This is a genomic window from Rhodococcus sp. NS-SX18 (assembly GCF_057367935.1).
Genome location: NZ_CM170633.1, coordinates 4,451,419 through 4,465,271, shown reverse-complemented (window position 1 = coordinate 4,465,271; position 13,853 = coordinate 4,451,419). Strand labels below are relative to the sequence as shown.

General features: G+C 68.2%; 13 protein-coding genes, 1 pseudogene and 1 riboswitch. Of the genes and pseudogenes, 10 read left to right on the top strand and 4 right to left on the bottom strand.

Translation table 11 applies throughout. From position 1 onward, the window contains the following. Positions 1-60: 60 nt before the first annotated feature. A complete protein-coding gene (locus AC2IPW_RS20385) occupies positions 61-1,338 on the top strand; it encodes an esterase/lipase family protein (RefSeq protein ID WP_486375516.1) in 1,278 nt (425 codons plus the stop codon). Here the strand turns inward: AC2IPW_RS20385 and AC2IPW_RS20380 are convergent. Continuing rightward, positions 1,289-2,110, bottom strand: a complete 822-nt coding sequence (locus AC2IPW_RS20380) for an oxygenase MpaB family protein (protein WP_486375515.1) — start codon at positions 2,108-2,110, stop codon at positions 1,289-1,291. The two genes, AC2IPW_RS20385 and AC2IPW_RS20380, sit on opposite strands and share 50 nt — an antisense overlap. Before the next feature lie 90 nt (positions 2,111-2,200). Here AC2IPW_RS20380 and AC2IPW_RS20375 point away from each other — a divergent pair, with 90 nt between their 5' ends. From AC2IPW_RS20375 to AC2IPW_RS20345, 7 genes and pseudogenes are all read left to right on the top strand, one after another. Continuing rightward, positions 2,201-2,818, top strand: a complete 618-nt coding sequence (locus AC2IPW_RS20375; protein WP_003934622.1) for a TetR/AcrR family transcriptional regulator — start codon at positions 2,201-2,203, stop codon at positions 2,816-2,818. 245 nt (positions 2,819-3,063) lie between these two features. Continuing rightward, a riboswitch (Fluoride riboswitch) is annotated at positions 3,064-3,151 on the top strand. Positions 3,152-3,171: 20 nt separating this feature from the next. Beyond that, positions 3,172-3,513 (top strand): annotated as a pseudogene (locus AC2IPW_RS20370) (CrcB family protein); the annotation flags it as partial. A gap of 171 nt (positions 3,514-3,684) precedes the next feature. Beyond that, the gene (locus tag AC2IPW_RS20365) at positions 3,685-4,050 is read left to right on the top strand and encodes a fluoride efflux transporter FluC (protein WP_003934619.1); all 366 of its coding nucleotides are present in this window, start codon (positions 3,685-3,687) and stop codon (positions 4,048-4,050) included. A 10-nt stretch (positions 4,051-4,060) separates the two neighbouring features. After that, positions 4,061-4,630, top strand: coding sequence for a universal stress protein (locus AC2IPW_RS20360; RefSeq protein WP_371382311.1), 570 nt, complete (start codon positions 4,061-4,063; stop codon positions 4,628-4,630). Between the two features lie 1,034 nt (positions 4,631-5,664). Beyond that, complete coding sequence (locus tag AC2IPW_RS20355; RefSeq protein ID WP_486375514.1) at positions 5,665-7,923, top strand: NADP-dependent isocitrate dehydrogenase; 2,259 nt, start codon at positions 5,665-5,667, stop codon at positions 7,921-7,923. Positions 7,924-8,476: 553 nt separating this feature from the next. Continuing rightward, positions 8,477-8,779, top strand: a complete 303-nt coding sequence (locus AC2IPW_RS20350) for a hypothetical protein (protein ID WP_486375513.1) — start codon at positions 8,477-8,479, stop codon at positions 8,777-8,779. Next, positions 8,779-9,228: a hypothetical protein gene (locus AC2IPW_RS20345; protein WP_234574761.1), complete on the top strand. Its 450-nt coding sequence runs from the start codon at positions 8,779-8,781 to the stop codon at positions 9,226-9,228. The genes AC2IPW_RS20350 and AC2IPW_RS20345 overlap by 1 nt, the downstream gene beginning before the upstream one ends. Before the next feature lie 310 nt (positions 9,229-9,538). Here the strand turns inward: AC2IPW_RS20345 and AC2IPW_RS20340 are convergent, their stop codons facing one another. Continuing rightward, a complete protein-coding gene (locus tag AC2IPW_RS20340; RefSeq protein WP_486375512.1) occupies positions 9,539-11,080 on the bottom strand; it encodes a SulP family inorganic anion transporter in 1,542 nt (513 codons plus the stop codon). Between the two features lie 200 nt (positions 11,081-11,280). Here AC2IPW_RS20340 and AC2IPW_RS20335 point away from each other — a divergent pair, with 200 nt between their 5' ends. After that, positions 11,281-11,658 (top strand): MerR family transcriptional regulator, encoded by a 378-nt coding sequence (locus AC2IPW_RS20335; RefSeq protein WP_234575075.1) that lies wholly within the window; start codon positions 11,281-11,283, stop codon positions 11,656-11,658. 52 nt (positions 11,659-11,710) lie between these two features. On the opposite strand, the gene AC2IPW_RS20330 is transcribed toward AC2IPW_RS20335, so the two are convergent. Next, on the bottom strand, positions 11,711-12,874 hold the full coding sequence (locus AC2IPW_RS20330) for an alpha/beta fold hydrolase (RefSeq protein WP_486375511.1): 1,164 nt from the start codon (positions 12,872-12,874) through the stop codon (positions 11,711-11,713). A 98-nt stretch (positions 12,875-12,972) separates the two neighbouring features. Here AC2IPW_RS20330 and dcd point away from each other — a divergent pair, with 98 nt between their 5' ends. Then, positions 12,973-13,563 carry a dCTP deaminase gene (gene dcd, locus AC2IPW_RS20325; RefSeq protein WP_003934612.1) on the top strand — a complete coding sequence of 197 codons (591 nt, stop codon included), beginning with the start codon at positions 12,973-12,975 and terminating at the stop codon, positions 13,561-13,563. Positions 13,564-13,593: 30 nt separating this feature from the next. On the opposite strand, the gene AC2IPW_RS20320 is transcribed toward dcd, so the two are convergent. After that, on the bottom strand, positions 13,594-13,848 hold the full coding sequence (locus AC2IPW_RS20320) for a hypothetical protein (RefSeq protein WP_486375510.1): 255 nt from the start codon (positions 13,846-13,848) through the stop codon (positions 13,594-13,596). Positions 13,849-13,853 lie beyond the last annotated feature (5 nt).

Here is a 13,853-nt window from a genome sequence, read left to right as displayed (position 1 = left end):
TTCGCCGCGAGATCCTCCCGCTCGGACGACAGCGGCGCGTCGTTCCCCCACACTGAAGGCATGAAGGCCACGGGGGAGCGGTCCGAGGCGTCGGAGCTGGCTCGGTTGCTGCTCGACGAGGTGGGTGCGGCGACCGGCGGCGTGCAGGCGGTGCACCGCCGCATCTCCGATCGGGTGTTCGGGGCGGTCGCGCTGGGAGTCGGGACACCGGCGCTGGCGGTCAAGGCCGCGCACGACGCGATCACCGACGGGGTCTACTCCGTCATCCGGGAGGCCGCGTCGGCGACGGGGAGACTGGCCGAGTTCGGGCTCGCGGAGTCCACCGCGGCCCGGGCGCCGTCGGAGACCGTTCGCGGCGCGATGGCGATCGCTGCGGTCGACGGCCTCATCGGGGACGTCCTCGAGTCGGAGGGATCGCCGCTGGCGCTGCCGATGTCGGTGCGGGTGGACGGCCGCGCCGTGCCGCTCACGGCCGACGCCCTCGCCCGCGCGTTCCCGCACGCGGCCGGCCGCGTGGTGGTGTTCGTGCACGGATTGATGGAGACCGAGGCGACGTGGCGGTTCGGCGGTCGCCGCACCTACGGCGAACGGCTCGTCGACGATCTCGGGTGCGTATCGGTGTTCGTGCGCTACAACACCGGCCGGCACATCTCCGCCAACGGTCGCGAGCTGGCGGAGTTGCTCGACACGCTCGTGCGGGTGTGGCCGCGCGAGGTCGAACAGATCGCGCTCGTCGGTCACTCGATGGGTGGACTCGTCGCGCGCAGTGCCTGCTTCTACGGCACCGAGAAGGCGTGGACTCGTCTTGTGCGGCAAGTTGTTTCGCTCGGGTCCCCGCATCTGGGGGCGCCGCTGGAGCAGGCGGTGCACTATGCGAGCGCGGCGCTCGTCGCGATCCCGGAGGCGAAGCCGTTCGGGACGCTGCTGCGACGGCGCAGCGCCGGCATCCGTGACCTGAACCGGGGCGCGGTGGTGGACGAGGACTGGTCCGGTCGCGACGCGGACGACCTGCGCCGCGCCGTGTGCCGGGAGGTGCCGCTGCTCGACGGGGCGATGCACTGCTTCGTGACGGCGACCCTGACACGCAGTCCGCGGCATCCGCTGGGACGGTTGCTCGGGGACGGGCTCGTCCTCGTGCCGAGTGCGTCGGGGAACGGCCGGACCCGGCGCATCGGCTTCCGCACGGAGGACGGCATGCACCGGGCGCCGGCGCATCATCTGACGTTGCTCAACGACGACGAGGTCTACCGGCAGCTGCTGATGTGGCTGCGCACCGGGCCACAGGGATCTAGACCAGGGGACGACCCGTCCGGATCCGCCGGCGCAGATCGGCCATGAGCAGCCGGTAGGGCGCTTCGCGCAGCGCCACCGGGACCCGCGAGTTGACCGCACCGAGGGTGCGCATGAGCCGGTCGAAGCGGCGCTGGTCGCGCGGGCTCCACGGCAGCCGCATGCGGTCGCGGAACATCGGGGGCAGAAAGCCGGTGGTGAGGAACAGGTTGAGCCGGCCGAACAGCAGCGACACCGGGCGGGGCAGGAAACGCATGGTTGCGATGGCGTAGAGGTGCTCGCGCACGACGTCGTCGATGTCGACCTCGGCGAGCGCGTCGTTCCAGTACTCCTCGAACGCCTCCCGGTCCGCGGGCCACATGTCGGGCTCGACCTGCAGGGTTGTGCCGAACGCGGCGCCCTTGCGGTAGTACCGGTCGACGGCCTCGGCGGGGATCGGCCCGTAGAGCGCGTTGTGCACGTCCTCGAATCCGCGGTAGATGCACGCGGCCACCCACAGCTGCAGTTCGGGATCGAACGCGTTGTACTCGACCGGGCTGGTCTCGGTGGAGCGGACGTGCCGGTGGGCGGAGTTGACGGCCTTGCGGTAGAGCGTCTTCTCCTCGTCGGTGCCGGTGGCCGCGACGGCCAGGTAGGTGAGGGTCGTGCGGGTGCGCTTGATCGGGTGGTCGAACAGCCGTCCGGAGACGACGCGGCTCTCGACGACGCCGTAGCCGACGCCGGGGTGGGACAGCTGCATGATGACGTTCGCCGCGCCGGCCATGAGGCCGAGCCCGTCCATGACGTCGTCGAACTCCGCGGGTTTCTCGAGGGTGGTCACAACGTCGATCCCTTCGTCCATCCGGAATGTGATCACGACTGTACTCACATATATGATCGGGGTGAAGAGGTCTCCTGCGAAGATGGACGGATGGTGACAGGACGGCTCTACGGAGGACGCGGGGGAGAACAGCGGCAGGCGGAACGACGGGCGCAGCTCATCGAGGCCGGCCTCGACATCCTCGGCGGACCCGAGGGCGATCACACGCTCTCCGTCCGCGGCGTGTGCAAGCGGACCGGCCTGGCCTCACGCTACTTCTACGAGAACTTCGCCGACCGCGACGAACTCACCGTCGCCGTGTACGACCACGTCATCCAGCGCATCGCCGAGAGCACTTTGCGGGCGGTGACGGAGGCGCCGCGCGACGAGCGGGCGGTGGTCCGCGCCGGCGTGGCGAACATCGTCCACGAGGTCGCCGAGGATCCGCGCCTGGGCCGGCTCGTCTTCTCCGTCAGCCAGGCCAACCCGCATCTGGTGAGCCGACGACTCGAGTCGTCACGCATGTTCGCGGGCCTGGTGACGGCGCAAGCGGTGGACTTCTTCGAGGTGAGCTCCACGCCCCGGCTCGACCTCGCCGCCCACTTCGTCGTCGGCGGCCTCGCCCAGGTCCTCACCGCGTGGCTCGAGGGCGACAGCCCGCTCGGCGAGGACGAGGTGATCGAGGCGTGCACCGACTTCCTGCTCACGATGTCGTCGCAGGCACGCTGACGCGGCCCCGCCCACTCGTGCGGGAGGCATCTGCTTTCGTGCCCCGGTCGACCGAGACATGGCCGTGATGCCAGGGTATGTGCGGTAGTCCCGCCCCGAGCGACGAGGCGAAGTGCTTCACCGATGTGTTCGTGGCCCGGCCTCGGCCGCCGTCGGGCCGGTGAACTGTGCGTGCACGATCATGAATTCGGGCAACATGCTCCCCGCGGCTGTCGCCCGACGATGGGACCGTTCGAGGTTGCACGATCGGACGCGGCGATGGATCTCCGCCGAGGTCACCGTCTCGGTGGCCTGAACCGCCCCGCCCACGGGGCTGATGGTTCCTTCCCCCTGCGAGGAAGGAGTCTGTTCGGATGGCCGAGCCCACCGATTCACACCCGAGGTTGCCGCTCGATTCCGATGCACCCTCCGCGGTCGCCGCCACTACCGATGCCGCACCCAGGCGGGCGCTTCATCTTCGTCCGGCCGCGGTGACCGCGGTCGCTGTCGGAGGGCTGGTCGGCACCACGGCCCGCTATCGGCTCGAAGAACTGTTTCCGACCGCGCCCGGCGCATGGCCGGCGACCACCTTCGTGATCAACGTGGTCGGGGCGCTGCTGCTCGGGGTGCTGCTCGAGGCGCTCACCCGGCTCGGCCCCGACACCTCGTGGCGGCGCCCCGCCCGTCTCGGCGCCGGGACCGGCGCCTTGGGATCGTTCACCACCTACAGCACCCACGCCGTGGACACCGATCTGCTGCTCCACGGGGGACGCAGTGAGTGCGCTTTCCTATGCGGTCGGCACCGTGCTGGCCGGTCTGGTTGCCACCGCGACCGGAATCGCCGTCGGGGTCGCGCTGGGCGCGGCGCGGGACAGGAGGTCGGGGCGATGATCACGGTGTGGGTGGCGCTGGCCGGCAGCGGTGGCGCGGTGACGCGCTTCGTGCTCGACGGGGCGATCCGGGCGCGGCTCGCGTCGACTTTCCCGTGGGCGACGGTGGCGATCAACGTCACCGGCTCGTTGCTGCTCGGGGTGCTGGTCGGGGCGGTGATGTTCCACGATGCGTCTGCATCACTCGTCACGATCGCCGGGGTGGGGTTCTGCGGCGGGTACACCACGTTCAGCACCGCCTCGTTCGAGACGGTGCGGCTGATCCAGCAGCAGCGATACGCCGCCACGCTGGCCAACGCTCTGGGCACACTGGGAACGACGGTCGCCGCCGGTGCCGCGGGGCTGGCGCTGGCCGCGCTGTGAGGAGGCCGTGATGAGCAAACGTTCCGAGCGGAAATCCGAGGCGCAGGTGTGGGACTGGCGGGTTCCGCGGCGCATCGACGGCCCCGCCGCACCGACGCGGGCCTCGACCGCCCTGGTGGTCGGGTTCGACCGGCACGCGGCCAGCCGCCGGGCCCTGGAGTTCGCGATCGAGCTCGGCGCCGGCCTGAGAGCGTATCTGCACGTCGCGCACGTCGTCGACACCGAGGATCTGCCGATCGATCCGGATTCGGACGACTGGGAGGCCCGGATCTGCGAGGCCTTGGACCGCGAGCGTGAGCAGGCGTGCGCGGTGCTGGCCACCTCGGCCGGAAACTGGACGTATCACGGTCGTGCCGGGGATCCGGCGAAGGTGCTGATCGCGCTCGCCGACGCCCACGACGCGGCGATGATCCTCATCGGCACGCCCCGGCGGGACCTGATGGCCCGCATCGACCGGTTGCTCGGTGAGTCGGTCTCGGCTCGCCTGGTCCACCACAGTCACCGCCCGGTGGTGCTGGTGCCGCACAACACGGTCGCCCGGCTCGGTACCGGTTCCGGTACCGGCCGCAAGCCCGACTGACATCGGGTCGTGGCGCGGGCGCTCAGCCACACCGTGGGGCGGCGGCGCGACTTCCGCCGGGAAGAAGTCGATGCGGATCGCCTCCGACCGCGGTAGGAGGAAGGCGACTCCGGTATCGCGGCTCCATTCGACCGGCAACAACAGATACTGGTCGCCTGACGGAAGGATGAGTTTCAGTCCGTCGTAGCGGAAGGGGTAGGCCGCATCGGCGTCCTTACAGTCGAGCTCGATGACGCCTGGCGCGGAAAGTCCAAGACTCTGCGCTGAACAGACCGACACGCTCGGTTGTGCCGGGAACTGCTCGACCTGTTCGATTTGCCCGTCCGGTTCCGACGGCGGCTGAATAGTTCGGGACAGCCCAGAACAGCCCGACACCGACGAGAACAAACACTGTCCCACTCGCCCGCGCTGAGCGAGTCCGCGTACGACTCGCCGATTTGCTGATTGGTGCGGCGGAGCCGGATCGCCGCGACGGTCAACGCAGTCCTGCCCCCATGCACAGGCCCGGTAGAGCGACAAAACTATTGGGTGGTGTAACGCCGACGATGCTGATCAGGCGATGCCGACGAGGCGGGTCGGGCCGAGGATGAGACGACCGTAATCCTTACCGTCACAACGGATCATCGAATCGTTCGACGTCGGGAGGGTCGGCAACGCGCGGAGGAGTCGACCGGTGCGGCAAGCGCGATGATCACACCGAACACACTGAGACAAAGGGCGCTTTCGGAAATTCGACAGGGGAGGGGTACCGCCGCCGACCGGACTATCCACAGCCGGGTTTGAGCCGGACGGCCGTCGGCGGTCACGGTGGGGCGTGCACCCGGGGTGCGCCGACTCGCGTTCGCGTCACGGGAGAGCAGGCGCACGATCGGATGCTTGCCGTCAGCGGGCTGTCGGAGCCTGTTAGCGGAGTTCGCGCTACTGGCGGGTAAATATGGTTCTTGTGTTCTCGCACGTAGCCTGATACTCGATGCAATACCGCACGCAAAGCACTTCGTGAAGCGGACCGAACTGACGTGGGAGACGAGACAAGAATGAGCGCCGATAAGCAGTCGACCATCATCTACACGTTGACCGACGAGGCACCGTTGCTCGCGACCTACGCCTTCCTGCCGATCGTGCGTACCTTCGCTGGTGCCGCGGGCATCGAGATCGAGTCCAGCGACATCTCGGTGCCGGCGCGGATCCTGGCCGAGTTCCCCGACCGCCTCACGGAAGAGCAGCGCGTCCCGGACAACCTTGCCGAGCTGGGTCGTCTGACGCAACTGGCCGAGACCAACATCATCAAACTGCCCAACATCAGCGCGTCTGTGCCGCAGCTCCTGGCCGCCATCAAGGAACTGCAGGGCAAGGGCTACCAGGTCCCGGATTTCCCGGACGCCCCGAAGACGGACGAGGAGCGTGCCATCCGGGAGCGCTACGGCAAGATTCTCGGCAGTGCGGTCAACCCGGTCCTGCGTGAGGGCAACTCCGATCGGCGCGCACCCCGGGCGGTGAAGGAGTACGCCCGTAAGCACCCGCACAGCATGGGCGAGTGGTCGATGGCCTCACGCAGCCACGTCGCGCACATGCGGCACGGCGACTTCTACCACGGCGAGAAGTCGATGACGCTCGACCGGCCGCGCAAGGTCCGGATGGAGCTGGTGACCGAGGGCGGCGAGACGATCGTCCTCAAGCCCGAGGTGGACCTGGGTGAGGGCGACATCATGGACAGCATGTTCATGAGCAAGACGGCGTTGCTCGACTTCTACGAGGAGCAGATGGAGGATGCGCGCAAGACGGGCGTGATGTTCTCCCTCCACGTCAAGGCGACGATGATGAAGGTCTCGCACCCCATCGTCTTCGGCCACGCGGTGAAGACCTTTTACAAGGACGCCTTCGCCAAGCATCAGAAGCTGTTCGACGAACTGGGCGTCAACGTCAACAATGGTCTCGGCGACCTGTACGACAAGATCGAGACGCTGCCCAGCACGCAGCGCGACGAAATCAATCAGGATCTGCACAACTGCCATGAGCACCGTCCCGAGTTGGCCATGGTCGATTCCGCCCGCGGCATCTCGAACTTCCATTCACCCAGCGACGTCATCGTGGATGCCTCGATGCCGGCGATGATCCGCTCAGGCGGCAAGATGTACGGCGCCGACGGAAGACCCAAGGACGTGAAAGCGGTCATGCCGGAGTCTACGTTCGCGCGCATCTACCAGGAGATCATCAACTTCTGTAAGACCAACGGCGCGTTCGACCCGACGACCATGGGTACCGTCCCCAACGTCGGGCTTATGGCGCAGAAGGCCGAGGAGTACGGCTCGCATGACAAGACTTTCGAGATTCCAGAGCAGGGCGAAGCCAACTTCGTCGATGTCGACACCGGTGAGGTGCTGCTCACCCAGCATGTCGAGGCGGGTGACATCTGGCGCATGTGCACTGTCAAGGACGCGCCGGTCCGCGACTGGGTCAAGCTCGCGGTCACCCGGGCACGCAACTCCGGTATGCCGGTCCTGTTCTGGCTCGACCCGTACCGCCCTCACGAGAACGAGTTGATCAAGAAGGTCGAGCTGTACCTGCAGGATCATGACACCGAGGGCCTCGACATCCAGATCATGTCGCAGGTGCGCTCGATGCGGTACACGCTGGAGCGGCTGATCCGCGGGATGGACACTATCGCCGCGACCGGCAACATCCTGCGTGACTACCTCACCGACCTGTTCCCGATCCTCGAACTCGGTACGAGCGCCAAGATGCTGTCGATTGTGCCGCTGATGGCGGGCGGCGGCCTGTACGAGACGGGCGCCGGCGGGTCGGCGCCCAAGCACGTCAAGCAGTTGGTGGAGGAGAACCACCTGCGCTGGGATTCGCTCGGTGAGTTCCTGGCGTTGGCCGTAAGCCTGGAGGACCTCGGCATCAAGACTGGCAACGAGCGCGCCAAGATCCTGGCAAACACGCTCGATGCAGCGACCGGCAAGCTGCTGGAGACGAACAAGAGCCCGTCGCGCAAGACCGGCGAGCTCGACAACCGGGGCAGCCAGTTCTACCTCGCGATGTACTGGGCGCAGGAACTTGCCGCGCAGACCGAGGACCCGGAACTCGCAGAACAGTTCGCCCCGCTGGCCGAGGCGCTGGCCAGGGACGAGGACACGATCGTGCGGGAGCTGATCGAGGTGCAGGGCGCGCCGGTTGACATCGGCGGCTACTACAAGCCGGACCGGGATAAGACCGTGGCCGTGATGCGGCCGAGTCAGACCTTGAACACCGCGCTGGCGGCCGTCAACCCTGAGTCCGAAACCGCACCGTGACAGGTAGACCTGCGTCCTTGTGAGTAAGGTCCGTCACTCCACGGCCGGTGCGACCGCGGGTCGTCGAGCAGACCGAAGTATGCATGGGCAGAGGGGAGGTCGACTGGCCCTCAAAACGGAGGGCCGGTCGACCTGCTCGCGTAGTACGCGGACGACGGCCAGCATTGGTACGAAATCACACCGATGAGAACTGAGTTGACGAAGTCTGTCGATCATCAGATCGGTTGCGCCAAGGACCGGTGCTCAAATCTGCCGATCCTAATCCTCTCGGGACGGTCACCGACGTCGCGGCCGTCCCGGGGCGGGGTCCCGGCTGGTTGTTCCGGTGATAGCACCCCGCCTGACCCCGTGTCCACCCGAGGGGTCAACCCACGTTGCTCGGCGTCGGTGGCGGCGTGGTTGCCGTGTGGTGGGGTTGGTCGGTTGTGCGAACTGGGGGTGAGGACACGCCCCCCGTCCGGCTTGACGGATGCGGTCGATAGCGCAGTTCCGGCGCGGCCGCCCCCGCCGCTTTGTAATACAATTTCTGCGCATCTGTAGCACAGTTTAGGTGGTGGAACCCGACGACTTCCGACCCGAGGACGTGGACCTTGACCAGGGGCATTGCGACAAACACCAGCTGACCCGCCTCCGGGTTTACCAGACGCTGCACGACCCCGACCGAGTTGTGTTCACCGACCCGCAGGGCAGCGTCTCCGGCATGACCCTCGAAGTTCTCGGCTATTCCGACAGCCGGGGCCGTGTCCTACGCGTCGTCATCGTCGAGGAACCCGAAGACGGATCCTTGTGGGTGGCTACCGCGTTCCCGCTCCGAAAGAGACCTTTGCTCCGTCGGTACACCGAAAGGAACCAGTGATGACGAAGACTCCACCTGCCGAACTCATCGCCCGGATCGCCGCCGAAGCCGACGCGCAGGGTGAGGACTACGACATCCCGGCCACCGCGAAGATCTCCCATCGCAATCCTCGCGCGAAGGTCCTCCAGATCCGGCTCAACGAGGACGAGTACACGCGCCTGGAAACCCTCGCCGCGGAGAAGGAACTGCCCGTCTCCACCGTCGCCCGCGCCTACCTGCTGAGGGCCCTGAAGAGCTGCGAGCCCGACCCCGGTGTCGAGGTCACTGCCGAGCAGCTCGAGATTCTGGCGCAGGTCCCGGAAGGGCTGTTCGATGTGCTTTCCGACATGCAACACGCCGCCCTTGCCGGGGCGGTCCCCGCCTCCTCCGGTACCGCCCGCAGGACGAGGATTCCCACGGCGGGCACGGCCCAGGGCAAAGCCAAGAACAAGACCAAGACTTCCCGGTAGGTGGACTTGTCCGACGCTCACTCCCGCACCGCAGCGCGGCTTTTCCTGCGCCTTCGCCCAAACATCCGTGTCGTCGAGCAGACGGTCCTGGCGGGATCAAAGTGAGCACCCGGTAGCGCGTGCGTGCGCCACGACTGACAGTCGACGCCGATCGACCAAGCGCCCGGCCGCCTGCGGGATCGAGTGTCCAGCGGCCCGTAGCGTGGCAATGCGCTGGCGTTCGAGCAGGCTCAGATACCGGGGAGGGGAGCGTGATGGGTGGTGCCGGTGGGGGCCGCGGATCGGGCGAGGACGCTCTGCCCAGCGGTGGTCAGTGGCCGTCGCCGAGCCGGCCGGAGAGGCGGTCGAGGCGTTCGAGGCTGGCGCCGTCGAGGCCGGTGATCTCCACGTGCTTGCCCTTCGCTGCGTACTTGTGCCGGATCGCGTCGAGGGTGGCCACGGTGGACGCGTCCCAGATGTCGGCGCCGGTGAGATCGATGACGACGTTGCGCGGATCCCCGGCGTAGTCGAACTGGTAGACCAGGTCGTTCGACGAGGCGAAGAACAGCTCGCCGTGCACCTTGTAGACGCGGGTGTCGACCGTGCCGTCGTGGTCGGTGTCGGCCTCGGAGACCTTCTCGATGCTGATCATGTGGGCGACGCGGCGGGCGAAGAGCACCATCGCGGTGACCACGCCGAGGATCACCCCGATCGCGAGGTTGTGGGTTGCGACGGTGGCCACCACGGTCACCAGCATCACCAGGGTTTCGCTGCGCGGCATCAGCTTCAGGGTGCGGGGGTGAATGCTGTGCCAGTCGAGGGTGGCGACCGACACCATGATCATCACCGCGACCAGGGCGGCCATCGGGATCAGCGCGACGACGTCGCCGAGCGCGACGACGAGGATCAGCAGGAACACCCCGGCCAGGAAGGTGGAGATGCGGGTGCGGGCCCCGGAGACCTTGACGTTGATCATGGTCTGCCCGATCATCGCGCAGCCACCCATGCCGCCGAAGAACCCGGTGACGAGGTTGGCCACGCCCTGTCCCCAGCCCTCGCGGGTCTTGTTCGAGTGGGTGTCGGTGATGTCGTCGACCAGCTTGGCGGTCATGAGCGACTCGAGCAGGCCGACCAGCGCCATCGCCAGCGCGTAGGGGGCGATGATCGACAGCGTCTCGGTGGTGAGCGGCACGTCGGGGACGAAGAGCATCGGGAGCGACTCGGGCAGCTCACCCTCGTCGCCGACGTTCGGCACCTCCCACCCGAAGACGAGCACGGCGGCGGTGAGTGCCACGATCGCCACCAGCGGCGCCGGCACCACCGAGGTGAGCTTCGGCAGCAGGAACATCACCGCCAGCCCCGCCGCGACCAGGGGATAGACCAGCCAGGGCACGTCGATCAGGTGTGGCAACTGCGCGGTGAAGATCAAGATCGCCAGGGCGTTGACGAAGCCGACCATGACACTGCGCGGGATGAACCGCATCAGCTTGGCCACCCCCAGCGCCGAGAGCGCCACCTGGAAGATGCCGCCCAGGATGACGGTGGCGACGAGATAGTCGAAGCCGTGCTCACGGGCCACCGGCGCGACGACCAACGCGATCGCGGCGGTGGCAGCGGAGATCATCGCCGGCCGCCCGCCGACGATCGAGATGGTGACCGCCATGGTGAACGAGGCGAACAACCCCACCCGCGGGTCCACCCCGGCGATGATGGAGAACGAGATCGCCTCGGGGATCAGCGCCAGTGCCACGACCAATCCCGCGAGGATCTCGGTCTTCAGGCGGTTCGGGGCACGCAGGGCGCCGCGCACCGAGAGGGCGGGATCGGCGTCCGCTTCGGGAACGGCCGGGGCGCTGCCGGCAGGAGTGGTCACAGTCGGGTCTTCTTTCCAGCGGTGGGATGGGAACCGGGCGAGGCACCCGTGCGCGGACGGGACGGCGTCGTCGCGTCCGCGGGACCCGCGGAACTCTACCCTCCGGTGAGGGTAGAGTTCGAATTGAGGGTCGGACGGCTCGCTACGGTGGAGGCGGACCGGGAGGAAAGGGTGCGGCTGTGACCATCGATTCGGGGCATATGCAGATCGGACAGGTGGCCTCGCGCACCGAACTGTCGATCAAGACCATCCGCCACTACGACGAGGTGGGCCTGGTTACCCCGTCCGCCCGCAGCAGCGGCGGGTTCCGGCTCTACACCGACGACGACGTGCGGCGACTGCTGGTGATCCGGCGGATGAAGCCGCTCGGATTCACCCTCGAGGAGATGCGCGAGTTGCTCGCCGCTCTCGATCGGATCGCCGACGCCGCGACGTCCGGGCAGGCGGCCGACGACGCCCGCGGCGTGCTGGCGGAGTTCCACCGGCGCGCCGAGGACAGTTGCGCGCGTCTGCGCACCCAGCTCGCGTATGCGGAGGAACTGACCACCATCCTGGGCGAGCACGCCACCGGCACCTGACCCTCTCGGCGCCGACGATCCACTGCGGCGCGGATGTCGACCGCGGCGTCGGTCACCGCCCGCTCGCCTGCACCGGCCGGGTGTCCCGTTCGGCGAGCCGATCGACGAACGGCACGATCTTCGTGGCGACAGCGGCGTTGTAGGCCTGCGGTTGCTGGATCGGGTCGGCGTGCCCGGTGCCGGCCAACCGGACCACCAGCAGCGATCCCCTCGAACCGCCGACCCGCTCGAACAGCACCCGCTGGCTGTAGTCCACGTCGACGACGTCGTCGTCGGTGCCGCGCCCGGGCCGCACGAAGACCACCGCCGGACCGCGACTGTCCCCGCGACGTGACGCCAGCGCCCCCAGATCGTCGAGCGCACCCGAGGCGACGATGGCCTCGAACTGGGACTCGATCAGCCCGGTACTGGCCACGTCGGGAGCGAAGATCTTGTCCTCGAGCACTTCGGTGACCGCGTCGACCAGCCCACCGGGATCGACGGTGGGGAAGCCGTGCGGATGCGGAACGACGTAGCGGTCCTTGCGGGCGGCGGTCTCGACCACCAGTCGCAGGGTGCGGCTCTCACGCGCCCCGGGCACCCACCCCACCCAGCGCAGCAGATCCTCCCCGGCGTCGCGCTTGTCGGCCCGCACCGCGTGCAGATCGACGGGCGTGCAGTCCAGGATCACCGCCAGCAGATCCAGGTCCGGGTCGGCGACGACGTGCCCGGCCACCTCGAGGGCGATGATGCCGCCCATGCTGTGCCCGGTCAGCACGACGCGTTCCACCCCGGCCTGCTCCGCGTGGTCGACGATCATCCGGCTGACCACCGCGGTGTCGAGACCGCTGTTGTCGTACTGCACCGCCCACACCTGCCCGAGCGCGGCCAGCGCCGGGAGGGCGACGGCGGTGTCGGTGGCATCGAGATTGCCGAGTCCGACCATGCTCACCACCGCGGTGGCACGATCGGCCGGATCCGCGGCGTCGAAGATCGGATGCAGGTGCGGCCGGGTGTGGGCCAGCCGGTCGCGTTCGGGGGCGACGTCGTGGATCCAGTACTGCCCGCCCAGGATCGAGACCGGGACCGCCAGCAGCGCCAGCCACGCGAGACCGCGGCGCGCGCGCCCGAACCGCCGCCAGCGGTGCCCGAGCCGGGTGGAGCGCAGGCACTCTTTGCGACGCTCGTTGCTCCAGTCCGTCACCGGGCACGGCGCGAGGGACCGATCGTGCACCATGTGTGATCGAGCTTAGTCGCCGAGCCCGGCCGCCTGCCCCCGTCGCCGTGGGCCTCGAGCCGCGGGACCGCCCGGGGCGGGTTGTTAGTCTCTACCCCGTGCTGCTCTCCGATCGCGACATCCGCGCCGAGGTCGCCTCCGGGCGTCTCGGCATCGACCCCTTCGACGTCGCGATGGTGCAGCCGTCGAGCGTGGACGTGCGGCTCGACAGCCTGTTCCGGGTCTTCAACAACACCCGCTACACGCACATCGACCCTGCGCTGCGCCAGGACGAACTCACCTCGCTCGTGCAGGCCCCGCCCGGGGAACCGTTCGTCCTGCACCCGGGGGAATTCGTGCTCGGGTCGACGATGGAGACGTGCAGCTTGCCCGACGATCTCGCCGGTCGTCTCGAGGGCAAGTCGTCGCTCGGCCGGCTCGGGCTGCTGACCCATTCCACGGCCGGATTCATCGACCCGGGCTTCAGCGGGCACATCACCCTCGAGCTCTCCAACGTCGCCAACCTGCCGATCACGCTGTGGCCGGGGATGAAGATCGGGCAGCTGTGCCTGTTCCGGCTGACCAGCCCCGCCGAGCACCCCTACGGCAGCGCCGCCGTCGGCTCCAAGTACCAGGGCCAGCGCGGGCCGACGCCGTCGAAGGCGTATCTCAACTTCGTGCGCGAGCATCCCGACGCCCGGCCGAGCTGACCGGGCGCCCGCCGCGCCGGCTCGTGCCGTTCAGCCGCCGAGATTCGAGACGGTCGCCTCGAGCGTCGCGGCGTGGAGTTCGAGATCGGTGTCGTTGTAGTCCCGGTCTTTCGGCAACTGCCCGCGCAGCTCGTCGCGGGTGACGATCACCAGCGCGCGGTTCTCGTCACTCAGCTCGTCCGCGGCGACGACCTGCGGCCGGCCGCCCTGCAGGATCAGCGTCGCACCGTCGAGCGACGACTCGAGCAGCGTGCGCAGCGTGTCCGCGGTGACATGCGTGTTCAAGGGCT